At 69.4% G+C, this 22,762-nt stretch carries 19 protein-coding genes and 6 tRNA genes; 10 read left to right on the top strand and 15 right to left on the bottom strand.

The window, feature by feature from the left end:
* Positions 1-22: 22 nt before the first annotated feature.
* The 4 genes from MQP27_RS25940 to MQP27_RS25925 form a co-directional block, all read right to left on the bottom strand.
* Positions 23-961, bottom strand: a complete 939-nt coding sequence (locus tag MQP27_RS25940) for an ABC transporter ATP-binding protein (protein WP_242767979.1) — start codon at positions 959-961, stop codon at positions 23-25.
* Positions 962-1,125: 164 nt separating this feature from the next.
* Positions 1,126-1,198, bottom strand: a tRNA-Gly gene (locus tag MQP27_RS25935).
* An 80-nt stretch (positions 1,199-1,278) separates the two neighbouring features.
* Positions 1,279-1,350: transfer RNA gene (locus tag MQP27_RS25930), tRNA-Gly, on the bottom strand.
* Between the two features lie 135 nt (positions 1,351-1,485).
* Positions 1,486-1,803 carry a histone-like nucleoid-structuring protein Lsr2 gene (locus tag MQP27_RS25925; protein WP_242767967.1) on the bottom strand — a complete coding sequence of 106 codons (318 nt, stop codon included), beginning with the start codon at positions 1,801-1,803 and terminating at the stop codon, positions 1,486-1,488.
* Between the two features lie 279 nt (positions 1,804-2,082).
* On the opposite strand from MQP27_RS25925, the gene purS reads away from it, so the two are divergent.
* Genes purS through purL form a run of 3 tightly spaced genes read left to right on the top strand, consistent with a single transcriptional unit; the run spans position 2,083 to position 5,278 of the window.
* On the top strand, positions 2,083-2,346 hold the full coding sequence (gene purS, locus MQP27_RS25920) for a phosphoribosylformylglycinamidine synthase subunit PurS (RefSeq protein ID WP_242767965.1): 264 nt from the start codon (positions 2,083-2,085) through the stop codon (positions 2,344-2,346).
* On the top strand, positions 2,343-3,023 hold the full coding sequence (gene purQ, locus MQP27_RS25915) for a phosphoribosylformylglycinamidine synthase subunit PurQ (protein WP_242767958.1): 681 nt from the start codon (positions 2,343-2,345) through the stop codon (positions 3,021-3,023). The genes purS and purQ overlap by 4 nt, the downstream gene beginning before the upstream one ends.
* Positions 3,020-5,278 carry a phosphoribosylformylglycinamidine synthase subunit PurL gene (purL, locus tag MQP27_RS25910; RefSeq protein WP_242767956.1) on the top strand — a complete coding sequence of 753 codons (2,259 nt, stop codon included), beginning with the start codon at positions 3,020-3,022 and terminating at the stop codon, positions 5,276-5,278. Before purQ ends, purL begins: the two co-directional genes overlap by 4 nt.
* A 60-nt stretch (positions 5,279-5,338) precedes the next feature.
* On the opposite strand, the gene MQP27_RS25905 is transcribed toward purL, so the two are convergent.
* Entirely contained in the window at positions 5,339-6,823 is a 1,485-nt protein-coding gene (locus tag MQP27_RS25905) for an MFS transporter (protein WP_242767954.1), read from the bottom strand.
* 95 nt (positions 6,824-6,918) lie between these two features.
* Between MQP27_RS25905 and MQP27_RS25900 the strand changes: the two genes are divergently transcribed.
* From MQP27_RS25900 to purM, 5 genes are all read left to right on the top strand, one after another.
* A complete protein-coding gene (locus tag MQP27_RS25900; RefSeq protein ID WP_242767947.1) occupies positions 6,919-7,560 on the top strand; it encodes a TetR/AcrR family transcriptional regulator in 642 nt (213 codons plus the stop codon).
* 10 nt (positions 7,561-7,570) lie between these two features.
* Positions 7,571-8,368, top strand: coding sequence for a maleylpyruvate isomerase family mycothiol-dependent enzyme (locus tag MQP27_RS25895; protein ID WP_242767945.1), 798 nt, complete (start codon positions 7,571-7,573; stop codon positions 8,366-8,368).
* 37 nt (positions 8,369-8,405) lie between these two features.
* Positions 8,406-8,852 carry an META domain-containing protein gene (locus tag MQP27_RS25890; protein WP_242767943.1) on the top strand — a complete coding sequence of 149 codons (447 nt, stop codon included), beginning with the start codon at positions 8,406-8,408 and terminating at the stop codon, positions 8,850-8,852.
* Positions 8,853-8,913: 61 nt separating this feature from the next.
* Positions 8,914-10,443, top strand: coding sequence for an amidophosphoribosyltransferase (gene purF, locus MQP27_RS25885; RefSeq protein ID WP_242767941.1), 1,530 nt, complete (start codon positions 8,914-8,916; stop codon positions 10,441-10,443).
* Positions 10,444-10,475: 32 nt separating this feature from the next.
* Entirely contained in the window at positions 10,476-11,543 is a 1,068-nt protein-coding gene (gene purM, locus MQP27_RS25880) for a phosphoribosylformylglycinamidine cyclo-ligase (RefSeq protein ID WP_242767939.1), read from the top strand.
* 66 nt (positions 11,544-11,609) lie between these two features.
* Here purM and MQP27_RS25875 read toward each other — a convergent pair whose 3' ends face one another.
* Positions 11,610-11,867: a DUF3073 domain-containing protein gene (locus tag MQP27_RS25875; RefSeq protein ID WP_242767937.1), complete on the bottom strand. Its 258-nt coding sequence runs from the start codon at positions 11,865-11,867 to the stop codon at positions 11,610-11,612.
* A gap of 329 nt (positions 11,868-12,196) precedes the next feature.
* The gene (locus MQP27_RS25870; protein ID WP_242767935.1) at positions 12,197-13,294 is read right to left on the bottom strand and encodes a Leu/Phe/Val dehydrogenase; all 1,098 of its coding nucleotides are present in this window, start codon (positions 13,292-13,294) and stop codon (positions 12,197-12,199) included.
* 224 nt (positions 13,295-13,518) lie between these two features.
* On the opposite strand from MQP27_RS25870, the gene MQP27_RS25865 reads away from it, so the two are divergent.
* Both MQP27_RS25865 and bldC read left to right on the top strand, forming a co-directional pair.
* A complete protein-coding gene (locus MQP27_RS25865) occupies positions 13,519-14,361 on the top strand; it encodes a DUF8083 family protein (RefSeq protein WP_242767928.1) in 843 nt (280 codons plus the stop codon).
* Positions 14,362-14,871: 510 nt separating this feature from the next.
* Positions 14,872-15,078, top strand: coding sequence for a developmental transcriptional regulator BldC (bldC, locus tag MQP27_RS25860; RefSeq protein WP_003949541.1), 207 nt, complete (start codon positions 14,872-14,874; stop codon positions 15,076-15,078).
* A gap of 443 nt (positions 15,079-15,521) precedes the next feature.
* On the opposite strand, the gene MQP27_RS25855 is transcribed toward bldC, so the two are convergent.
* The 8 genes from MQP27_RS25855 to MQP27_RS25820 form a co-directional block, all read right to left on the bottom strand.
* Positions 15,522-15,713 (bottom strand): DUF6274 family protein, encoded by a 192-nt coding sequence (locus MQP27_RS25855; protein WP_242767926.1) that lies wholly within the window; start codon positions 15,711-15,713, stop codon positions 15,522-15,524.
* Between the two features lie 434 nt (positions 15,714-16,147).
* Positions 16,148-16,222, bottom strand: a tRNA-Asp gene (locus MQP27_RS25850).
* Between the two features lie 94 nt (positions 16,223-16,316).
* A complete protein-coding gene (hrpA, locus tag MQP27_RS25845; RefSeq protein WP_242767924.1) occupies positions 16,317-20,315 on the bottom strand; it encodes an ATP-dependent RNA helicase HrpA in 3,999 nt (1,332 codons plus the stop codon).
* 70 nt (positions 20,316-20,385) lie between these two features.
* On the bottom strand, positions 20,386-20,682 hold the full coding sequence (locus MQP27_RS25840) for a hypothetical protein (RefSeq protein ID WP_242767917.1): 297 nt from the start codon (positions 20,680-20,682) through the stop codon (positions 20,386-20,388).
* Between the two features lie 43 nt (positions 20,683-20,725).
* On the bottom strand, positions 20,726-22,354 hold the full coding sequence (locus tag MQP27_RS25835; RefSeq protein ID WP_242767915.1) for a hypothetical protein: 1,629 nt from the start codon (positions 22,352-22,354) through the stop codon (positions 20,726-20,728).
* Positions 22,355-22,425: 71 nt separating this feature from the next.
* Positions 22,426-22,499: transfer RNA gene (locus tag MQP27_RS25830), tRNA-Phe, on the bottom strand.
* 24 nt (positions 22,500-22,523) lie between these two features.
* Positions 22,524-22,598 (bottom strand) — tRNA-Asp (locus tag MQP27_RS25825).
* 41 nt (positions 22,599-22,639) lie between these two features.
* Positions 22,640-22,712: transfer RNA gene (locus MQP27_RS25820), tRNA-Glu, on the bottom strand.
* Positions 22,713-22,762: the final 50 nt, after the last annotated feature.

Raw genomic sequence — 22,762 nt, 5'->3', positions numbered from 1 at the left:
CGCACCCTCCCGACTCCGCCGCTCACGCCGCCACCCCCTGCTCCCGAGCGATCCCCAGAAACGCCTCCTCCAGCGACGCCGAGCGCACATCCAGCCCCCGCAGCTCCACCCGCGCCCCCTCCGCCCACACCAGCAGACCCGTCGCCGTGCGCTGGAGTTCCCGGGTTCGCAGGCGTACGACATCCCCGTCCACCTCGTGGCCGCACACCCCCAGCTCGCCGAGCGGCGGCAGATCCCCCAGGAAGTAGCCGACGGGCAGCCGGAAGGAGATCCGCGACGGTTGCCCGGCGGTGACCTCGGCCGGGGTTCCGGTCGCCGCGATGCGCCCCTCGTGGAGGATCGCGAGCCGGTCGGCGAGCTGCTCCGCCTCCTCCAGGTAGTGCGTGGTGAGCAGCACGGTCGTGCCCGCGTCGCGCAGCGCCCGCACCAGCTCCCAGGTGTCCCGGCGCCCTTCGGCGTCCAGCCCGGTCGTCGGCTCGTCCAGGAACAGCACCTCGGGCTCGCCGAGCAGCGCGAGCGCGAGGTCCAGGCGCCGCCGCTCGCCCCCGGACAGCTGCTTCACCCGTACGTCGGCCCGCCGCCCGAGCCCGACGAGCGCGAGCGCCTCCTTCTCCGGGCGCGCCCGGCTCACGCATCCGGCCCACATCCGCGCGGTCTCCGCGACGGTCAGCTCGGAGGGAAAGCCGCCCTCCTGCAGCATCACGCCGGCGCGCGGTCGTACGGCGGTCCGCTCGGCGTGGGGATCGTGCCCGAGCACCCGCACGCGGCCCCCGGCCGGCCGGGCGAGGCCTTCCAGCAGTTCGACGGTCGACGTCTTGCCCGCGCCGTTGGTGCCGAGCAGCGCGAAGATCTCGCCGCGGTCGACGGAAAAGGTGATTCCGCGCACCGCCTCGAACCCGCTCCCGTACACACGCCGCAGGTCAGTGACCTCGATCACGTGTCCGTGTTCGTTGATGTCCATGGCTCAAGCGTCCCGGCGCCGCGGCCGCGGGAGCAGTGCGCGGTGTCATCGCTCGGCGTGACAAATGTCAGAGGGACACTCGCGGGGGGGGGAGGGGGGGAGGGAGAGAGGGAGAGAGGGGGCATGAAAAGACCCCGGTCCAGTGGACCGGGGTCTCATTCCCGAGCGGACGACGAGGCTCGAACTCGCGACCTCAACCTTGGCAAGGTTGCGCTCTACCAACTGAGCTACGTCCGCATTGCCTCCGACCGGCTCCCACCGATCGGCGCGGGCACCAGCCTACCTGATCCACAAGGGAGCCAGGACCGGCGGTGCAGAGCGGGTGACAGGAATTGCACACTGCGCCTTCCCCCTGGAAGGGGGATGTTCTGCTACTGAACTACACCCGCATGTACTCCGTGGGCTGGGCTTTTCGGCCTCGCCCCTCGGCGTGCTCCAGACTCTAGCTGACCAGGTGGGGTGCAACGCAAGTCGGTTGTGCCGAGGGGCGGGTGACCCGGCGTCGGCAGTGGCTGCCGCGCGGCTCACTGGGCCGCGGCGAACGCCTCGTAGACCTTCTTGGGGATGCGTCCCCGGGCCGGGACGTCCATCTTGTTGGCCTGGGCCCAGGCGCGCACGGCGGCCGGGTCCGGGGCGACCTCGGTCTGCCGGTACGTCCTGCCCGACTTCGACCGCTTGCGGCCGGCCTCCACGTAGGGCTCGAGCGCCTTACGCAGTTTCTTGGCATTGGCTTGATTCAGGTCGATCTCGTACGACTTGCCGTCGAGTCCGAAGGCGATCGTTTCCGCCGCTTCCGAGCCGTCGATGTCGTCAAAGAGAGTGACCACGACCTTCTGCGCCACGAATATCGGTCCCTTCGTACGGCACGTTGCCAATTCATTTGTACAGTGCCCGACAATGCAATGTGAAGCCCGACTAAATCCTTTGGCGTGTCCGAGCGCAATAGCTGTCGGGTGTCGATCGCGGATCTTTCCCGGAAATTTTCGTGAGCGCGGTCGTCGAGGCCGAATCGTGACAGCGGTCACGTAGCTTCCTACAAGTCGACGCGCGTAGAAATTTTGTGCGGGTAGTCTGAAACCACCTGCAGGAACCTGCTCAGCACCACACCACCGGGAGTGCACGTGGCACGCGTCGTAGTCGACGTCATGCTCAAGCCGGAGATCCTCGACCCCCAGGGCCAGGCGGTGCAGCGCGCACTGCCGCGGCTGGGTTTCGAAGGCATCTCCGACGTACGTCAGGGAAAGCGATTCGAACTGGAAGTTGACGGGCCGGTCGACGACGCCGTCCTCGCCCGCATCCACGATCTTGCGGAATCCTTCCTCGCCAACACCGTGATCGAGGACTTCACGGTTCGGGTGGATGAAGTCGCGGAGGCCGCGAAGTGACCGCTCGTATTGGCGTCGTCACTTTCCCGGGAAGTCTCGACGACCGGGACACCCAGCGCGCGATCCGCCTCGCGGGCGCCGAACCGGTCGCCCTCTGGCACAAGGACAAGAACCTCCACCAGGTCGACGCGGTCGTGCTCCCCGGCGGTTTCTCCTACGGCGACTATCTGCGGGCGGGCGCCATCTCCCGCTTCTCGCCGGTGATGGAGCCGGTCATCGAGCAGGCGAAGGCCGGGCTTCCGGTCCTGGGCATCTGCAACGGCTTCCAGATCCTCACCGAGGCCCACCTCCTCCCGGGCGGCATGCTCGGCAACGACCACCTGCACTTCATCTGCCGCGACCAGAAGCTGCGGGTGGAGAACGCCGCCACCTCCTGGACCAGCGACTACAGCGCGGGCCAGGAGATCCACATCCCGCTGAAGAACATGGACGGCCGGTACGTCGCCGACCAGTACACGCTGGACAAGCTGGAGGCCGAGGGGCGGGTCGCCTTCCGCTACCTCGACTTCAACCCCAACGGCTCGCTCAACGACATCGCCGGCATCACCAACGAGGCCGGGAACGTCGTAGGCCTCATGCCGCACCCGGAGCACGCCGTCGAGCCGCTCATCGGCTCCGGCCGCACCGACGGTCTGCCCTTCTTCACCTCGATCCTCAAGAAGCTGGTCAACGCATGAGCCGGACGCCTCTGGACACGGTCGAGCACGCGGCCGCGACCCCCGACGTCGAGCTGCCCTGGGCCGAACTCGGCCTGAAGAAGGACGAGTACGAGCGGGTCGTGGAGATCCTCGGCCGCCGGCCCACCGGCGCCGAGCTCGCCATGTACTCCGTCATGTGGTCCGAGCACTGCTCCTACAAGAGCAGCAAGGTCCACCTGCGCCAGTTCGGCGAGAAGGCCCCGCAGAGCGACGCCCTGCTCGTGGGCATCGGCGAGAACGCGGGCGTGGTGGACGTCGGCCAGGGTTACGCCGTGACCTTCAAGGTCGAGTCGCACAACCACCCGTCGTACGTGGAGCCCTACCAGGGCGCGGCCACCGGTGTCGGCGGCATCGTCCGCGACATCATCGCCATGGGCGCGCGTCCGGTGGCGGTCGTCGACCCGCTGCGCTTCGGCGCGGCCGATCACCCCGACACCAAGCGCGTACTGCCCGGCGTGGTCGCCGGCATCGGCGGCTACGGCAACTGCCTGGGGCTGCCGAACATCGGCGGCGAGGTCGTCTTCGACGCCTGCTACCAGGGCAATCCGCTGGTCAACGCCGGTGCCATCGGCGTGATGCGGCACGAGGACATTCACCTGGCGAAGGCGTCCGGCGCGGGCAACAAGGTCATCCTGTACGGGGCCCGGACGGGCGGCGACGGCATCGGCGGCGCGTCGATCCTGGCGAGCGAGACCTTCGACGACGCCAAGCCGTCGAAGCGCCCGGCCGTTCAGGTCGGCGACCCCTTCCAGGAGAAGCTCCTCATCGAGTGCACCCTGGAGGCCTTCAAGGAGAAGCTGGTCGTCGGCATCCAGGACCTCGGCGCCGCCGGCCTCTCCTGCGCAACCTCGGAGCTCGCCTCCAACGGCTCCGGCGGCATGCGCGTCACCCTGGACGACGTACCGCTGCGCGACTCGACGCTCTCGCCCGAGGAGATCCTCATGAGCGAGTCGCAGGAGCGCATGTGCGCGGTCGTGGAGCCGGAGAAGGTCGACCGGTTCCTGGAGATCTGCGACAAGTGGGACGTCATCGCCACCGTCATCGGCGAGGTCACCGACGGCGACCGGCTGGAGATCTTCTGGCACGGCGGCAAGATCGTCGACGTCGACCCGCGGACCGTGGCCCACGACGGCCCGGTCTACGAGCGCCCGTACGCCCGCCCGTCCTGGCAGGACGAGCTCCAGGCCGACGACGCCAACAAGCTGCCGCGGCCCGGGACTTCGGAGGAGCTCAGGCAGCAGGTGCTCCAGCTGGTCGCCTCCCCCAACCAGGCCTCCAAGAAGTGGATCACCTCGCAGTACGACCACTTCGTGCAGGGCAACACCGTGCTGGCGCAGCCCGAGGACTCGGGCATGATCCGCATCGACGAGGAGAGCGGCCTCGGCGTCGCCATCGCGACGGACGGCAACGGCCGCTACGCCAAGCTGGACCCGTACGCGGGCGCCCAGTTGGCGCTGTCGGAGGCGTACCGCAATGTCGCCACCACCGGCGCCAAGCCCCTCGCGGTCTCCGACTGCCTGAACTTCGGCTCGCCCGAGGACCCGGCCGTCATGTGGCAGTTCGCGGAGGCCATCCGCGGACTCGCCGACGCCTGCCAGCAGTTGGGCACCCCGGTGACCGGCGGCAATGTCTCCCTCTACAACCAGACCGGCGAGGTCGCCATCCACCCGACCCCCGTGGTCGCGGTGCTCGGCGTCATCGACGACGTCGCCCGCCGCACGCCCGTCGCCTTCCAGGAGGAGGGGCAGCTGCTCTACCTCCTCGGCGACACGCGTGAGGAGTTCGGCGGTTCGGCCTGGTCGCAGGTGGTGCACGACCACCTGGGCGGTCTGCCCCCGAAGGTGGACCTGGAGCGTGAGCGGCTGCTCGCGGAGATCCTGATCGCGGCCTCCCGCGACGGCATGATCGACTCCGCGCACGACCTCTCCGACGGCGGTCTGATCCAGGCGGTCGTGGAGTCGGCGCTGCTCGGCGGCAAGGGCGCGCGTCTGGTCGTACCGGACGGGCTCGACGCGTTCACCTTCCTCTTCTCCGAGTCGGCGGGCCGCGCGGTCGTGGCCGTCCCGCGCTCCGAGGAGGTCCGCTTCAACGACATGTGCGGTGCGCGGGGTCTGCCCGTCACCCGCATCGGTGTCGTCGACGGCGAATCGGTAGAGCTTCAGGGCGAGTTCGAGCTGTCGCTCGACGAGCTGCGCCGGGCGCACGAGGAGACCATCCCCGCGCTGCTGAAGTAGGCGCTCGTACGACGCCGAAGCCCCCGCCCGTTTCGAACGGGCGGGGCCTTCGGGTTCTCGTCATACGGCGACCGGTTCCGTCGTCGGCTCCGGAGTCAGCGGCTCCGGGCCGGACCTGGGCAGTCGGAGCGCCAGCAGCGAGGCCGCGGCCATGATTCCCGCGCCGCACCAGAACACCACGCTCGTCGCGTCGACGAAGGCGTGCACGCCGTCGGTGCGGGCCGCTCCGGTGAGGTGGGCCAGGGCGCTTACGTCGCCGCCGGGGCCGTGGGAGGCGTAGAGGCGGGCCAGGACGGTGCCGAAGAGGGCGGTGCCCAGGGCGCTGCCGATGTTCTGGAAGTAGCGGATGGACGTGGTCGCGACGCCCAGCCGGTGGCGCGGGGACGCGTTCTGGACGAGCAGGATCAGCTGGCCGAGCAGCTGGCCGAAACCGGCGCCGGTCAGCAGGAGTTCGGCCCGGATCAGCCAGAGCGAGGTGTCGGGGCCGGTCGTGGTGGCGAGCAGCACGAAGGCCGCCGCGGTGGTGGCCGTACCGCTGACGGTGAAGGTGCGCGGGGTCCAGCCGCGGGCGGTGAGCGGGCCTGCGAGCAGGCCGGCCGCGGACATGCCGATGGCCATCGGGAGCAGGTAGAGGCCGGCGGAGGAGCTGCTGATGCCGCGGACGAGCTGGAGGTAGATCAGCACGTAGTAGATCGCGCCCATCATCGCGGCGCCCATGATCGCCTGGATGGCGAAGCCGAGGCGCAGTTCGCGGATGCGGAACAAGGTGAGGGGCAGGACCGGTTCGGGGGCGCGGAGCTGGCGCCACAGGAACAGGGCGAGGGCGGCGGCGGCCGTGGTGAGGAGGGCCAGCACTTCCGGCGACGACCAGGCGTACTTCTTGCCGCCCCAGTCGGTGACCAGGAGCAGCGCGCAGGAGAAGGCGGCGGCGAGCAGGGCGCCGGACCAGTCGAGCGGGCGGCGGACGTGCTGCTCGGGGAGTTTCAGGGCGAACGCGGAGCCGGCGAGGACGGCGAGGCCGAGCGGCAGGTTGACGTAGAAGATCCAGCGCCAGCTCGCGTGGTCGGCGAGCAGACCGCCGATCCAGGGGCCGACCGCCATCGCGCCGCCCGCGACCAGCCCGCCCACGTTCGCGCCCTTGCCGCCGCCCTGCTCCTCCGGGCCCTTGAGGTGGGCGATCACCACCATCGTCACGCTCATCAGGCCGCCGCCGCCCAGGCCCTGCACCGCGCGGGCCGCGATGAGCTGGTCCATGGACTGGGCCGCGCCGCACAGCGCCGAGCCGAGCAGGAAGGTGGCGATGGCGCCGGTGAAGACGCGCTTCGGGCCGAGTACGTCGCAGAGCTTGCCGTAGAGCGGCAGCAGCGCGGCCGACGCCAGCGCGAACGCGCTGACCAGCCACGGGATCTTGTCGATGCCGTGGGCCGGGTCGAGGTCCCGGACGATCGGGACGGTGGCCGAGGACACGATCTGCAGGTCCAGGACGGCCAGGACGATCGTGACGAGGCAGACAAGGAAGCCGATCTTGCGCTGGGTGTCGGTCATGGCACCACCATGCCCGGGGTTTATGTACCCAGTCAATGTTTCGGTCGGGATTAAAGTTCGGTCCGACTTAAGTTTCGCCTTGGTACAGTGCTGTTATGGCTGATCAGGCGATGGGGCTGCGCGAGCGGAAGAAGCTGCAGACGGCGCGGCGGATCTGGGAGACGGCGGTCGAGCTGTTCCTGGAGCGCGGGTTCGACGCGGTCTCGGTCCAGGAGATCGCCGAAGCGGCCGAGGTCTCCAAGATGACCGTGTTCAACTACTTCGGCTCCAAGGAGGACCTGGTCTTCCTGCCCATGGAGGAGCACTTCGGCGACGCCGCCCGCGCCGTACGCGAGCGGCGGACCGGCGAGTCCGCCGTGGCGGCGGTGCGCCGGCAGTTCGTGGAGATGACCGAAGCCCGTGACCCCGCGGTCGGGCTGCACCCCGAGCCGCTCTCCCGGCAGCTGCGCCAACTCGTCCTCGAAACCCCGGCGTTGATGGAGCGCGCCATCCTGTCCGCGCAGAAGGGCACCCGCGACCTGGCCGCGCTGCTCGCCGAGGAGACCGGCGACGCCATGCTCGCCACCGTCGCCGCCGCCATGCTCAGCGCCGCCCGCAACGCGCTCATCGAGGAGCACCACGCCCGTATCGCCGCCGGGGAGTCCGCCGACCAGGTCGCCGCCGATGCCGCCGAACGCGCCCGCCAGGCGTTCGGTCTGGTCGAAAAGGGCCTGAGCGGCTACGCCGTGAAGGCATAGGCTCCCGGCCATGTCTCCGGCCAAGAAGCGTGCCCGCACCTACGACTCCGTGAAGATCCGCGCCGCCGTGACCGCACAGTTCGGGTACGTCCTGGAAGGCGTGCGCGGGCTTACGGCCGAGCAGTTCGCGCTGCCCACGCGGCTCGGGGAGTGGACCGTGCGGGAGCTGGTCGCGCACATCGGGATGTGCGTGGACGTCGTGCCCCGGCTCATCGCCCTGCCCGCGCCGCCCAAGCCCGGCATCACCGTCCTGGACTGGGCGTTCGGCACCGCCGCCAACGCCTCCGCGCTCTCCGACCTGGCCCACGAGCTCGCCGCGCGCGACACCGACCCGGCCGCCGCCCTCGCCGCGACCGCCGAGAGCCTCGCCGCCGCACTCGCCGAGACTCCGGGCCCCCGCGTCCTCGACTTCCGCACCGGCGCCATCACCCTCGCCGACTTCCTGGTCACCCGTACCGTCGAACTCGTCGTCCACACCGACGACCTGAACGCCGCCGTCCCCGGCCTAGGCATCCCGTACGACCGCCAGGCCCTCGCCGCCTGCACCCGGCTGCTCGCCGACGCGCTCGCCGCGAAGGCCCCCGGCGGCTCGACCGAGGTGCGGATCCCGCCGTACGCCGTGGTGCAGTGCGTCGAGGGGCTCCGGCACACCCGTGGCACCCCGCCCAACGTCGTCGAGACCGACCCGCTGACCTGGATCCGGCTCGCGACCGGGCGGGTGGCGTGGCGGGACGCCGTCGCGGAGGCCCAGGTCAGCGCCAGTGGCGAGCGGGCGGACCTGGGCGCGCTGCTGCCGGTGATGAGCTGACACGGAACCGGCGGTCCGTCCCTCCCGTCCCACCGGCATGGACAAACAGCGATTCACCCTCGCCGTCCTGACCGTCCTTCCGCTCGTGGTGGCGTGCGGCAGCGAGAAGGCCAACAGCGGCAGCGGCTCGGTCGACGCCGAGCGGCCCGTCACCGGCGTCGACTGGAGCGTCAGGGACATCACCGCGGACGGCACCACCAAGGCCGCGCACGGCGAACCGCACCTCGCCTTCGACGCGAAGACCCACAAGGTGGGCGGCAAGCTCGGCTGCAATCACGTGGGCGCCACGGCGACGGTACGCGGCGGACACATCACGCTCGGCCGACCGCTGACCACCCGAATGATGTGCGACGCCTCACTCATGGACACCGATCGGGCGCTGCTCGGCCTCTTCGACTCCACCGTCAGCTACCGAGTCGATCACGACACCCTCACGCTGACCAGCGCAAACGGCACGAGCGTGCGGGCCGTCGCCGCCGACTGACCGACTACCGGCGAGTAACCCCAATTCGGACCAGTGGTCGATCTCGCCTACACTCGGTGCCGTGCCACGTGGTGACGGTCGACTCAATCATGATCTGCTCCCCGGTGAGAAAGGCCCCCAGGACGCCTGCGGCGTCTTCGGAGTCTGGGCTCCGGGCGAAGAGGTCGCCAAGCTCACTTACTTCGGGCTCTACGCCCTCCAGCATCGGGGCCAGGAATCCGCGGGTATCGCGGTCAGCAACGGCTCCCAGATCCTCGTCTTCAAGGACATGGGCCTCGTCTCCCAGGTCTTCGACGAGACCTCGCTCGGTTCGCTCCAGGGTCACATCGCGGTCGGACACGCCCGCTACTCGACCACCGGCGCCTCCGTGTGGGAGAACGCCCAGCCGACGTTCCGGGCCACCGCGCACGGCTCCATCGCGCTCGGCCACAACGGCAACCTGGTGAACACCGCCCAGCTCGCCGAGATGGTCGCCGACCTCCCGAAGAAGGAGGGCGGCCGCACCCCGCGCGTGGCGGCCACCAACGACACCGACCTCCTCACCGCGCTGCTCGCGGCCCAGGAGGACGCCGACGGCAAGCCCCTGACCATCGAGGAGGCCGCCCACACGGTCCTCCCCAAGGTCCGCGGCGCCTTCTCCCTCGTCTTCATGGACGAGCACACCCTCTACGCCGCCCGCGACCCGCAGGGCATCCGCCCGCTGGTGCTGGGCCGCCTGGAGCGCGGCTGGGTCGTCGCCTCCGAGTCCGCCGCCCTCGACATCTGCGGCGCCTCCTACGTCCGCGAGATCGAGCCGGGCGAGTTCGTGGCGATCGACGAGAACGGTCTCCGTACCTCCCGATTCGCGGAAGCGAAGCCCAAGGGCTGCGTCTTCGAGTACGTGTATCTCGCCCGCCCCGACACCGACATCGCCGGCCGGAACGTCTACCTCTCCCGCGTGGAGATGGGCCGCAGGCTCGCCAAGGAAGCCCCCGTCGAGGCCGACCTGGTGATAGCGACCCCGGAGTCCGGCACCCCGGCCGCCATCGGCTACGCGGAGGCCAGCGGCATCCCGTTCGGCGCCGGTCTGGTGAAGAACGCCTATGTCGGCCGGACCTTCATCCAGCCGTCACAGACCATCCGCCAGCTGGGCATCCGCCTCAAGCTGAACCCCCTCAAGGAAGTCATCAAGGGCAAGCGCCTGGTCGTCGTCGACGACTCGATCGTGCGTGGCAACACCCAGCGGGCGCTCGTGCGCATGCTGCGCGAGGCGGGCGCGGCAGAGGTCCACATCCGGATCTCCTCTCCCCCCGTGAAGTGGCCCTGCTTCTTCGGCATCGACTTCGCCACCCGCGCGGAGCTGATCGCCAACGGCATGACCATCGACGAGATCGGCACCTCGCTCGGCGCCGACTCCCTGGCCTACATCTCCATCGACGGCATGATCGAGGCGACCACCATCGCCAAGCCGAACCTGTGCCGCGCCTGCTTCGACGGCGAGTACCCGATGGAGCTCCCGGACCCCGAGCTGCTCGGCAAGCAGCTCCTGGAGACCGAACTGGCCGCGGGTCCCGCAGCCACGGCCGCGGCCGACGCGATCCGTCGCCCGTAAGCCCCGTAGTACGACACGAAAGTTCTCACCCCATGTCTGAGACAACTGGTGCCAGCTATGCGAGCGCGGGCGTCGACATCGAAGCGGGCGACCGCGCCGTAGAACTCATGAAGGAGTGGGTCAGGAAGACCCAGCGCCCCGAGGTCCTCGGCGGCCTCGGCGGTTTCGCCGGCCTCTTCGACGCCTCGGCCCTCAAGGGTTACGACCGCCCCCTGCTCGCCTCCGCCACGGACGGCGTCGGCACGAAGGTCGACATCGCGCGCCGGCTCGGCGTGTACGACACCATCGGCCACGACCTGGTCGCGATGGTCATGGACGACATCGTGGTGTGCGGCGCCGAGCCGCTGTTCATGACCGACTACATCTGCGTCGGCAAGGTCCACCCCGAGCGGGTCGCCGCGATCGTCAAGGGCATCGCCGAGGGCTGTGTACTGGCCGGCTGCGCCCTGGTGGGCGGCGAGACCGCCGAACACCCCGGGCTGCTCGGCCCGGACGACTTCGACGTCGCCGGCGCCGGTACGGGCGTCGTCGAGGCCGACCGGCTCCTCGGCGCTGATCGCATCCGTACGGGTGACACCGTGATCGCCATGGCGGCCTCCGGTCTTCACTCGAACGGGTACTCGCTCGTCCGGCACGTCCTCCTCGACCAGGCCGGCCTCTCCCTGGAGGCCCGCGTCGAGGAACTCGGCCGCACCCTCGGCGAGGAGCTCCTGGAGCCCACCAAGATCTACTCGCTGGACTGCCTGGCGCTCACGCGGACGACCGATGTGCACGCCTTCTCGCACATCACCGGCGGCGGTCTGGCCGCCAACCTCGCCCGGGTCATCCCGGACGGCCTGCACGCGATCGTCGACCGTTCCACCTGGACCCCGGCCCCGGTCTTCGACCTCGTCGGCCGCACCGGTCAGGTCGAGCGCCTGGAGCTGGAGAAGACCCTCAACATGGGCGTGGGCATGATCGCCATCGTCCCCGAGGAGTCGACCGACGTGGCCCTGGCGACACTGGCGGACCGCGGCGTCGAGGCATGGGTGGCCGGCGAGATCACCGACCGCGGCGAGCACACCACGGGTGCGGAACTGGTCGGCGACTACGACGCCTGACAGGCAGCGCAAAACCCGGTCCGGTGGTGGGAACCACCCCGGACCGGGTCAAGCACAGCTGATGCGTCAAGCGCCGCGGCGATGTTGCGACGACGGGCCGGACTCTTCGTCCTCGTCCTCATCGTCGTCGTTGTAGAGATCCGCGTACTGGGCGTACGGGTCGTCTTCGTCTTCGTCGTCCTCGAACGGCTCGCCGTTCGGCGGCTGGCTCGAAGTCGAAGCGCCCAGCTCGCTGGCCAGACGCGACAGGTCAGTCCCGCCGCTGTTGTACTTCAGCTGGCGGGCGACCTTCGTCTGCTTGGCCTTGGCCCGGCCGCGCCCCATGGCTCGACCCCCTCGGTGACGGGGCTCGACGGCCCCAGAGTCTTGACACGCGTTCATGATCTGGAACGGGCTCTCCGCAGAGAGACCGGTCCGTAGGGCTTCCACGGTACCTGAGCCCGCGCCCATACGGTACGTCGCCCGCAGGACGGGCCCGGGTCCAGGACCCTCGGGGCGCCCCGTCCCCGCTGGTCAACCGCGATTTTAACCACTTCTCGGCGGGCGACCCGCCGACGAACGTGAGAGTTCTCTCTAAGTGCCCGCCGACGGGTACCGGCCAAACCCCGAGGCGGCCCCGAAATACCCCGGAGCCGCACCCGGGCCGCTCCGGGTCAGTGCCCCTTGCGCCCCTCCGCCATCCGCTGTTCCGCGATCCGGTCGGCCGCCGCGGCCGGCGGAATCCCGTCCGCCTTCGCACGTGCGAATATGGCCAGCGTGGTGTCGAAGATCTTCGCCGCCTTCGCCCTGCACCGGTCGAAGTCGAAGCCGTGCAGCTCATCGGCGACCTGGATGACGCCGCCGGCGTTCACCACGTAGTCCGGCGCGTAGAGGATCCCGCGGTCGGCGAGGTCCTTCTCCACCCCCGGGTGCTCCAGCTGGTTGTTGGCGGCCCCGCAGACGATCCGCGCGGTGAGCGCGGGCACGGTGTCGTCGTTCAGGGCGCCGCCGAGCGCGCAGGGGGCGTAGATGTCCAGGCCCTCGACGCGGATCAGGGTCGCGGTGTCGGCGACGGCGCTCACGCCCTCCGGGTGGGCCGCGAGGATCCGCCCCACGGCTTCCTCGCGCACGTCGGTGATCACGACCTCGGCGCCCTCCTCGCGCAGGTGCGTCACCAGGTGGTGGCCGACCTTGCCGACGCCGGCGATGCCGACCTTGCGGCCGCGCAGCGAGGGGTCGCCCCACAGGTGCTGGGCGCTGGCCCGCATGCCCTGGTAGACGCCGAACGCGGTGAGCACGGAGGAGTCGCCCGCGCCGCCGTTCTCGGGCGAGCGCCCGGTCGTCCAGCGGCACTCCCGTGCGACCACGTCCATGTCGGCGACGTACGTACCGACGTCGCACGCGGTGACGTAGCGCCCGCCCAGGGAGGCGACCATGCGGCCGTAGGCGAGCAGCAGCTCCTCGCTCTTGTCCCGCTCCGGGTCGCCGATGATCACGGCCTTGCCGCCGCCGTGGTCGAGCCCGGCCATGGCGTTCTTGTACGACATCCCGCGCGCGAGGTTGAGCGCGTCGGCGACGGCCTCCGCCTCGGTCGCGTACGGGTAGAAGCGCGTACCGCCGAGCGCGGGGCCCAGCGCGGTGGAGTGGATGGCGATCACGGCCTTGAGGCCGCTGGCGCGGTCCTGGCAGAGCACGACTTGCTCATGTCCGCCCTGGTCCGAGTGGAACAGGGTGTGCAGTACATCAGCAGGTGCGCCGGTTACGTCGGTCACTGTGGTGACTCCTGAAGTAAGTAGCGGCGGGTGGAGACCAGCTCCCCGTGTGGGTGGCGGGGGCTGTGAGCACGAATTTAGACCCTCGCGGCCCCGCCATCCGCGCAGTGCTCAGGATCACCTACCACCGGAGTACGTCCGTGCGACGATTTGCATAGATTTCCCGCACGTTTGTGAGCGGGTTCCGCAGGTTTTCCCGGTGGTGGGCGGGGGAGGGAGCAGGCGTGCCCAAGGTGTCCTCGGTGATCGTCCCGTACGCGACGTACCTCCGCGTCTACGAACCGCTGGCCGCCTTCCCCGAGCCCGAGCGCACCCACTGGGCGCGCTACGCCCGCCGCGCCGACCGGCCGTCGTACCAGGACGAACTGCGCCGCTCGCTGGCCGACTTGCTGCCCACCCCGCCGATCCCGGTGCCGGTGCACGAGAGCAGCGACGCGTTCGTGCTCGACGTGGACGGCGTCGTGTGCGTGTGCCCCTGGCGGACCCGGCTGCGCGGCTGGCAGGCCCTGCAGGAGCTGCCCGAGGAGCTGCCGCGGGCGGTCCTGGACGCGGCCCTGCCGGAGTTCGTACGGCGCCAGGCGACCGGCGACTACGAGCGCTGGCTGGTGCGCAACCCGGACGCCCGGCCGTGGATCCGCACCGGGACCTGGCAGGTGCCGCTGCACTGGTTCGTGCTCGTCTCCGACCAGGAGCGGCGCTTCGACAAGGGCTCCGGCGAGATCCCCGCGGCGCTGCGCTACCGGACGCCGATGGTGCAGGCGCGGCGGCGGGTGGCGCGGGCGCTGCGGGCCCTCAAGGACGCCATGGACGACGGGCCGCTCATCGACGGGCTGGTGGACGTGGGGCGCTGGCTGGAGGAGTTCCACCCGCGCTCACTGGTCGAGCTGGACTACGGCGGCCTGGTGCACACCCTGACGGCCGGCGAGCTGGAGGACGACCACTCGGCGGCCGACGTGGCCGAGGGCATCGAGGCGCTGCGGCAGGGCGACGGGGCGGCCGCCGGGGAGGCGTACGCGCGTCTGGTGGAGCGCTGGCGGTCCGTCAGGGACCGGCGCTCGGCGAACTAGGTAACGAACGGGCGTTTGACGAATCACCCGTTTTGGGGTTTCGTCCTGGCTCTGAGGTTCCTGAGGTTTCGTCAACATCGGACGTAGGGCCCGATCCGGGCTTATGTGTCGAGGGTGACGGAACGCACGTACCCGGCCCTTGCGTCTCTTGCCCCTCCTCATGCCAAAATAGGACAAGGAGTCCGGGGGAGGACTCCGTCCGCATTGCATGCTTCGGGGGGTCTGGTGACTCCTGATGGCTCCTGATCGCCGGTGTGACTGATCGTCACAGTGGCGTGACTGTCCGCTATGGCATGGTCCATCGGCTTCCGTCGCTGATGGGCGCCTGGAGGGGCAATTCCGTCGGTTTGGCCCTAGCGGCTGGACAGATGGTGTAGTTGTAGTGCCGAGGACAAGCCGTTCGTCCTATAACCGACTCGACTCGCGTCCGCCATTTCGGGCAACGCGGGTCAAGGTGCAGAATTTAGAGGAAAGAACCGAGAAGGTTCGGTTCTCCCGAGGAGGCCGCTCATGACCGCTCGCACCCCTGATGCCGAGCCGCTGCTGACCCCGGCTGAGGTCGCCACGATGTTCCGCGTTGACCCGAAGACGGTCACGCGGTGGGCGAAGGCCGGCAAGCTCACGTCGATCCGTACGCTCGGCGGGCACCGCCGCTACCGCGAGGCGGAGGTCCGTGCTCTGCTCGCGGGCATCCCGCAGCAGCGCAGCGAGGCCTGACAACTCCATACCAGGGCGAATCGGCAGGTCCCCCAACTGCGCCGAGGTGCCCGAACCCTAGCTCCAAGCGACGCGGGTTCTGCCCCAACAGAGCCCACGCCCAAGCCCTTCCGGGGCTTCCCAAGCAAGTTGTGAACAGGGTGCGTCGTCGATCGCGCTGGACTCCGCCGGGTCCAGCGCGATCTTTTTTGTGCGCGCGGAGTGCCGGGCCGGGGCCTCTGTGAGCGGGCTTGTCGGAGTCTGGGGAGGGCTGTCGGATCTCCTGTGGACGGCCTCGGAGCGGGTGCCGAGAGTGGTGCAATTGCACATATTAAATTGACCAGTTGTAGGTGAGGCGTAAGTACCGCGGTTTCAGAAACTCATGCGGTGACACCCGTCACATGCCAGAGTCCTTGTTGCCGCCGGTCCGCGTGCGCTAGAGGGGGGCTGGGGGTCGCCGAAGGTCACGCACCGGCGGGACTTTCGTCCTCCAGGACCTCGTCCGGCGTCTGAGCGGTTCTCGGTGCGGAATCCATCGCCAGCCGCAGCAGGTGGTGGCAGATCGGGCAGTGGCGGGTCAGATGCCCGTAGGACGACGCGGCCGACAGATGCGCGCGGAGCAGGGCCCGCGTCTCGTGCCTGGCCGATGCCGCCATACGCCACCTCCAAGGGCCGCACGGGGAGCGGCCCTGTCTTCTGGGTACCGGCGCGGCGAGAAGCCGTCAAGACGGCGTGGGGCTCCGCCGGACGCTGGATGCGCATGGGGCCGCCTGTGCATCAGCACCCGGCGCGAGGGTCACCCCCTGGGGGCTGCCGCCCCCGGACCCCCGCTTCGGCCCTGAACGGGCCTCGTCCTCAAACGCCGGACGGGCTGGGTGACACGGACCGGCACCCGGACATGAAGAGGGCCCGCATCCCTCGGTGGGATGTGGGCCTACTTGCTTGCTGCGGTCCTGACGGGATTTGCTGTGCCCGATTGCGGCTGCGCCGCGGGCGCGGCCTCCACCTCGACAGGTTGGCGAGCTGAGCGCGGGGCGGGAACGAAGAAGGCCCGCATCCTTTGGCGGGATGTGGGCCTACTTGCTTGCTGCGGTCCTGACGGGATTTGAACCCGCGGCCTCCACCTTGACAGGGTGGCGAGCACTCCAAACTGCTCCACAGGACCAGGTTTCGCGGCGCCACTTGTGCGTTGCGCTGCGAGAAGAGACTGTACAGGAGGGTGAGCCCACCAGTCGAACTCACCCAGGGTGCGGGGGCGGTTACGGAGCGGCCGCGTCGATCGCCTTCACGATCCGCTTGTCCGAGACCGGGTACGCCGTGCCCAGCGCGTGCGCGAAGTAGCTGACCCGGAGTTCCTCGATCATCCAGCGGATGTCCGTGACGGAGGACGGGATCGGGCGGCCCTGGGGGAGTTGTTCCAGCAGCCAGGCGTACTCGTCCTGCATCTCGTGGACCTTCTCCATACGGGTCGTGTCCCGCTGGACGTTCGTCGGCATCTGCTGCAGCCGCCGGTCCGCCGCCACCAGATAGCGCATCAGGTCCGGCAGGCGCCGGATGCCCGTCGCCGTCACGAAGCCCGGCCGCACGAGCGCGTCCAGCTGCTTGCGCACGTCCTGGAGGTTCGCCAGCAGCACGGGGCTGTGCACGGACTTCAGGCGCCGCTCACAGGCCTGCCAGGCCGCCAGCACCTGCTGCACCTGGCCCACCGTACGCACCGTCGTGTCCACGATCTCCGCGCGCACCTTGTCGTACAGCTTCCGGTACGACTCCTCGTCCCACGCCGGCCCCCCGAAGTCCCCGATCAGCTTGTCCGCCGCCGCCATCGCGCAGTCGTCGAACAGGGCCTGGACCGAGCCGTGCGGGTTGGCGGACAGCGCGAGCTTCTGGGCGTTGGTCAGCCGATCGCTGGCGAACTTGGCCGGGTTCACCGGGATGTTGCGCAGGATCAGCCGGCGCGTGCCCTTCCACATCGCCTCCGCCTGCTCCGCCTCCGTGTCGAAGAGCCGTACGGAGACGGTGTCGCCGTCGTCGACCAGCGCCGGGTACGCCTTCACCGGCTGGCCCGCCCGGCGCGTCTCGAAGACGCGGGTGAGGGACCCGATCGTCCAGTCCGTCAGGCCCTTGCGCTCCAGGGACTCGCCGCCCTCGCGGGACGCGGTGGCCGCGGCGGCCTGGGACAGCGCCTGGCGGGCCTTCGGCTTCAGGCGCAGCCGCAGCGTCTCCAGATCCTTGTCCTCGGCCAGCTTCCGGCGCCGCTCGTCGACGATCCGGAAGGTGATCCGCAGATGGTCCGGGACCTTCGTCCAGTCGAAGTCCTCGGCGGTGAAGGGGACGCCGACCATGCGCTTGAGCTCGCGCGCCATGGTCGTGGTCAGGGGCTCCTGCAGTGGCATTGCCGTGTCCAGGAACCGCTTCGCGAAGTTCGGCGCCGGCACGTAGTTGCGGCGGATCGGCTTCGGGAGGGAACGGATGAGCTCCGTCACCAACTCCTCCCGCAGCCCCGGGATCTGCCAGTCGAAGCCCTCGTCCTTGACCTGGTTGAGGACCTGGAGCGGGACGTGCACCGTCACACCGTCGGCGTCCGCGCCCGGCTCGAACTGGTACGTGACACGGAACTTGAGCTGCCCCTGCCGCCAACTGTCGGGATAGTCCGCCTTGGTGACCGCCTCCGCCGACTCCCGGATGAGCATCTCCCGCTCGAAGTCCAGGAATTCGGGCTGCTCGTGCCGCTTCCGCTTCCACCAGGAGTCGAAGTGCGCGCCGGACACCACGTGTTCGGGCACCCGGGCGTCGTAGAAGTCGAAGAGCGTGTCGTCGTCGACCACGATGTCCCGGCGCCGCGCCCGGTGTTCGAGCTCTTCGACCTCGCTCAGCAGCTTGCGGTTGTCGGCGAAGAACTTGTGGTGCGTACGCCAGTCGCCCTCGACCAGCGCGTTGCGGATGAACAGCTCGCGGCTGACCTCAGGGTCGATACGGCCGTAGTTGACCTTCCGGTCGGCGACGATCGGAACGCCGTACAACGTGACCTTCTCGTACGCCATCACCGCCGCCTGGTCCTTCTCCCAGTGCGGTTCGGAGTACGTGCGCTTCAGCAAATGCCCGGCCAGGGGCTCGACCCACTCCGGCTCGATCTTCGCGTTGACGCGGGCCCAGAGGCGGGAGGTCTCCACCAGCTCCGCCGACATCACGAAACGCGGCGGTTTCTTGAAGAGCGCCGAGCCGGGGAAGATCGCGAACTTGGCGTTGCGGGCGCCCAGATACTCGTTCTTCGCGCCGTCCTTCACGTCCTTCATGCCGATGTGGGACAGGAGTCCGGCGAGGAGGGAGACGTGGACGCGGTCGCCGGGGGCGTCCTCGTCGTTGAGGTGGATGCCCATCTGCTTGGCGACGGTACGGAGCTGGGTGTAGATGTCCTGCCATTCGCGGATGCGCAGGAAGTTCAGGTACTCCTGCTTGCACATCCGGCGGAAGGACGACGACCCCCGCTCCTTCTGCTGCTCGCGGACGTACCGCCACAGGTTCAGATAGGCGAGGAAGTCGCTGGTCTCGTCCTTGAAGCGGGCGTGCTGCTGGTCGGCCTGCGCCTGCTTCTCCGCCGGGCGCTCGCGCGGGTCCTGGATCGACAGCGCGGCGGCTATGACCATGACCTCGCGGACACAGCCGTTCTTGTCGGCCTCCAGGACCATACGGGCGAGGCGCGGGTCGACGGGCAGTTGCGCCAGCTTGCGGCCGGTCTGGGTGAGCCGCTTGCGTACGTCCTTCTCGGACGGGTCCAACGCGCCCAGTTCCTGGAGGAGTTGGACGCCGTCGCGGATGTTGCGGTGGTCCGGCGGGTCGATGAAGGGGAATTTCTCGATGTCGCCGAGGCCGGCCGCGGTCATCTGGAGGATGACGGACGCGAGGTTCGTACGGAGGATCTCCGCGTCCGTGAACTCCGGGCGCGAGAGGAAGTCGTCCTCGGAGTAGAGGCGGATGCAGATGCCGTCGGACGTACGGCCGCAGCGGCCCTTGCGCTGGTTGGCGCTGGCCTGCGAGACCGGCTCGATGGGGAGCCGTTGCACCTTGGTGCGGTGGCTGTAGCGGCTGATGCGGGCGAAGCCGGGGTCGATGACGTACTTGATGCCCGGGACGGTCAGGGACGTCTCGGCGACGTTCGTAGCCAGAACGATCCTGCGCCCGGTGTGCGGCTGGAAGACGCGGTGCTGCTCGGCGTGCGAGAGCCGGGCGTAGAGGGGCAGGACCTCCGTGAACCGGTAGTTCTTCCTCACGAGGGCGTCCGCCGTGTCGCGGATCTCGCGCTCGCCGGAGAGGAAGACGAGGATGTCGCCCTTGCCCTCGCCCTGGAGCTCCTCGACGGCGTCGCAGATCGCGGTGATCTGATCGCGGTCGGAGTCGTCCGAGTCCTCTTCGAGGAGCGGCCGGTAGCGCACCTCCACCGGATACGTCCGCCCGCTCACCTCGATGATCGGGGCGTCGCCGAAGTGCCGGGAGAAACGCTCCGGGTCGATGGTCGCGGAGGTGATGACGACCTTGAGATCGGGCCGGCGCGGCAGCAGCTGGGCCAGGTACCCCAGCAGGAAGTCGATGTTCAGGGACCGCTCGTGGGCCTCGTCGATGATGATCGTGTCGTAGGCGCGCAGCTCGCGGTCGGTCTGGATCTCGGCGAGCAGGATGCCGTCCGTCATCAGCTTGATGAAGGTGGCGTCCTGGTTCACCTGGTCGGTGAAGCGCACCTTCCAGCCGACGGCCTCCCCGAGCGGAGTGTCCAGCTCCTCGGCGACGCGCTCGGCGACCGTACGGGCGGCGATACGACGGGGCTGGGTGTGCCCGATCATCCCTTTCACGCCCCGCCCCAGCTCCAGACAGATCTTCGGGATCTGCGTGGTCTTGCCGGAACCGGTCTCACCGGCGACGATCACGACCTGGTGGTCGCGGATCGCGTCGGCGATGTCGCTCTTCTTCTGGCTGACCGGAAGCTGCTCGGGATACGTGACCGAGGGCACACGGGCGCGCCGGGCACCGATCCGCTCCTCGGCCTTGCCGATCTCCGCCTCGATCTCCGCGAGGACGGCGGCACGGGCCTCCGGCTTACGGATCTTGCGCGCACCTTCGAGCCTGCGCCCGAGCCGCTGCGCGTCGCGCAGGGAGAGCTCGGTCAGGCGGGGGGCGAGATCACCGAGGGCCGGGGAACCGGGCGCCGGGGTGCCAGGTGCCGGGGTGCCGGGTGCCGGAGTGCCGGGGGCAGGATGCGTAGACATACGCGATCCAGGATCTCATCCCCGGGAAATTCGTGGCGAACCATTTGTGGCCGGTGCCCCTGCCGAAGCCTCAGGGCGTCCGCTGGGCCGGGGGCGCGGCAGGCGCCGGCGGCTGCTGCTGGCGGGCGGCGCCGTCTCCCAGCGCGATCGACTTCGCGGTGTTGGAGACGGCCTTGATGCCCAGGTAGGCGGTGGTCATGCTGCTCACCGCGGTGAAGGCGGCGGTGAGGACGCCGACGATCACCGACTTGTCCCCACCGAGCCGCCACACCCCGAAGATCGCGACCCCGGCTATGGCCAGATTGCTGATCACCACGGCCAGCAGCCCGTACCGGGCCCGGCTCTTCTCCAACTCGGCGTCCCCCATGGCCCTGGAAGGTAGCGCCCGGCGAGGCGCGGTGCCAAGCCGGTCACCGCACGTCGACGTAGTCCTCCCGGCCGTCGCCGACGAAGTGCTTGCTGTCGGGGTACAGGAAGACGGGCACCCAGGTGCCGTCCTGCGTCGCCTTGAACCCCTTGGCGAAGGAGCCGTTGGTCTGCGTGGTGACGGTGGCCATCAGGTACCAGGTGGTCTTGCCCTTGGGCCGGAAGAGGATCTGCACCTTCTTGCCGCCGTAAGCCTTCCAGGTCGTACTGCCGACCTTGAGCTCCTGGAGCACGCCCTTCACCGTGATCGTGTGGCCCTTGGTCACCGGCTCGGGGGACGCGTTGGCGTCCTTGACGCGGGTGAGGGCGCGGTTGCGGCGCAGGGCGGTGCTGAGAGTGCCCTTGATGTCCTTGGTGGAGGAACCGCCGTAGTGCAGGCGCCAGTAGCCGTCGGTGTAGCCGGGGAGCTTCTCGACGGTGAACTGGGAGCCGAAGCTGGTCTTGACGGTCTTCTTCGTGCTCCAGCCGGTCTTGCCGTCGGCCGAGTACTGGATGTCGACACTGGCCTGGTCGCTGGTGTCGCGGCCGATCAGGTCGAGGGTGCCGTTCACGGTCAGCTGGGCGTACTTGTCGAGGGACGCCGTGAAGCCGGTGAACTTCGTCGTCGCGGTGACGGCGACGGTGACGTCGGCGGTCGTGGTGCGCTGGACGAACGGGTTGTACGGGTACGGCTGGAAGGCGACCTCGAAGACGCTCTTGCTGCCCCAAGGGGACTTCACCAAGGAGAAGCGGCCGTTGGCGTCGGTCGTCGCCTCGACGGGGTTGCAGGTGGTGCAGTCCTTGTAGTCCATCTCCAGCGGGATGCCGGCCAGCGGCTTCCACTCGTCGCCGTACTGGTACTGGAGGGTGCCGGTGACGTCGACCTTGTCGCCGGCGGTGACGTGGAAGCTGCTCTTGTCCAGGACGAACCGGGTCGGCGCGGCCTGCGGCCTGACGTCGACCCAGGGGACGGTGGCGAAGCCCAGGTCGCCGTTGTACTGGGCGAAGGTCCAGCCGCCCGACGTCGTCTCGTCGGAGGCGGCGAAGTGGCCGGCCTCGTCCGTGACGACGGTCGTGTCCTGGTTCTCGTCGAACGTGAGGCCCACGGTGGCGCCGGGCAGCGGCACGGTCTCGCGGGTGCTGGGGTCGCGGACGACCATGTCGCCGGTGGCCGTGACCGTGCGGTGCTCGATGTCCGGCTCGGTCGGCGTGACGGCGAAGCCGGTGATGACGGGCTGCTTCTGGTAGTGCAGGGTGCCCGCGTTCTGCTGGACGGTGGTCTCGCCCGCGCTGTCCGTCGCCTCCACGTCGACCGTGTAGTCGCCCAGCGTGTCCAGGTGGATGGGCTGGGAGGCCCAGATCCCCTCCCACGAGCTGACGTAGTACTTCTTGGTGAAGTCGGTGATCGTGGCCACCGGCGCGTCCGACTCGCTGCCGCCGACCGGGCGGAGCGTCGCCGTGACCTTGGTGATGTCGCCGCTGTAGTTGAGGCGTACGTCGAGCACCGACCAGTCGGCCTGGTCGCTGTACGCGTCCTTCACGTTCGGTCCGGCGGCGTGGGCGGTGCCGGGCAGCGCAAGCGTGCCGACCAGCACGGCACTTGCCGTCACCAGCCCTCTGGCGATGTGTCTCAAGAACCCCCCTCAGGTCCTCTGTGGACGACGAAACCCCCCTCCGGATGTCCGGGAGGGGGGTTTCGTGCTTGTGGCTGGGGCCGGGGTCGAACCGGCGACCTATCGCTTTTCAGGCGATCGCTCGTACCAACTGAGCTACCCAGCCACGAAGCTTCCGAGGAAGCTTCAGCGGTCCTGACGGGATTTGAACCCGCGGCCTCCACCTTGACAGGGTGGCGAGCACTCCAAACTGCTCCACAGGACCTTGCTGTGTGGGCGACCACCAGTGTCGCACACGGTTTTGCGTGCCCCCAACGGGATTCGAACCCGTGCTACCGCCTTGAAAGGGCGGCGTCCTAGGCCGCTAGACGATGAGGGCTATCGGCCCGCCTGGGCGCTTCTCAGCGCGTCGGGGACGTGAGAAGCATA

Origin of the sequence: Streptomyces cylindrosporus, from assembly GCF_022698165.1 — a bacterium.
GTDB lineage: Bacteria > Actinomycetota > Actinomycetes > Streptomycetales > Streptomycetaceae > Streptomyces > Streptomyces cylindrosporus.
The sequence above is the reverse complement of the archived record's forward strand: the minus strand, read 5'-3'. Positions and strand labels throughout refer to the sequence as shown.

What these genes read in the sequence shown, in the direction of transcription:
- MQP27_RS25855 (WP_242767926.1), bottom strand. Translation starts at nt 15,713, where the DNA reads ATGGCGGCATCGGCCAGGCACGAGACGCGGGCCCTGCTCCGCGCGCAT.
- hrpA (WP_242767924.1), bottom strand. Translation starts at nt 20,315, where the DNA reads ATGTCTACGCATCCTGCCCCCGGCACTCCGGCACCCGGCACCCCGGCA.
- bldC (WP_003949541.1), top strand. Translation starts at nt 14,872, where the DNA reads ATGACCGCTCGCACCCCTGATGCCGAGCCGCTGCTGACCCCGGCTGAG.
- MQP27_RS25840 (WP_242767917.1), bottom strand. Translation starts at nt 20,682, where the DNA reads ATGGGGGACGCCGAGTTGGAGAAGAGCCGGGCCCGGTACGGGCTGCTG.
- MQP27_RS25900 (WP_242767947.1), top strand. Translation starts at nt 6,919, where the DNA reads ATGGCTGATCAGGCGATGGGGCTGCGCGAGCGGAAGAAGCTGCAGACG.
- MQP27_RS25940 (WP_242767979.1), bottom strand. Translation starts at nt 961, where the DNA reads ATGGACATCAACGAACACGGACACGTGATCGAGGTCACTGACCTGCGG.
- MQP27_RS25890 (WP_242767943.1), top strand. Translation starts at nt 8,406, where the DNA reads ATGGACAAACAGCGATTCACCCTCGCCGTCCTGACCGTCCTTCCGCTC.
- MQP27_RS25875 (WP_242767937.1), bottom strand. Translation starts at nt 11,867, where the DNA reads ATGGGGCGCGGCCGGGCCAAGGCCAAGCAGACGAAGGTCGCCCGCCAG.
- MQP27_RS25905 (WP_242767954.1), bottom strand. Translation starts at nt 6,823, where the DNA reads ATGACCGACACCCAGCGCAAGATCGGCTTCCTTGTCTGCCTCGTCACG.
- purL (WP_242767956.1), top strand. Translation starts at nt 3,020, where the DNA reads ATGAGCCGGACGCCTCTGGACACGGTCGAGCACGCGGCCGCGACCCCC.
- purM (WP_242767939.1), top strand. Translation starts at nt 10,476, where the DNA reads ATGTCTGAGACAACTGGTGCCAGCTATGCGAGCGCGGGCGTCGACATC.
- MQP27_RS25895 (WP_242767945.1), top strand. Translation starts at nt 7,571, where the DNA reads ATGTCTCCGGCCAAGAAGCGTGCCCGCACCTACGACTCCGTGAAGATC.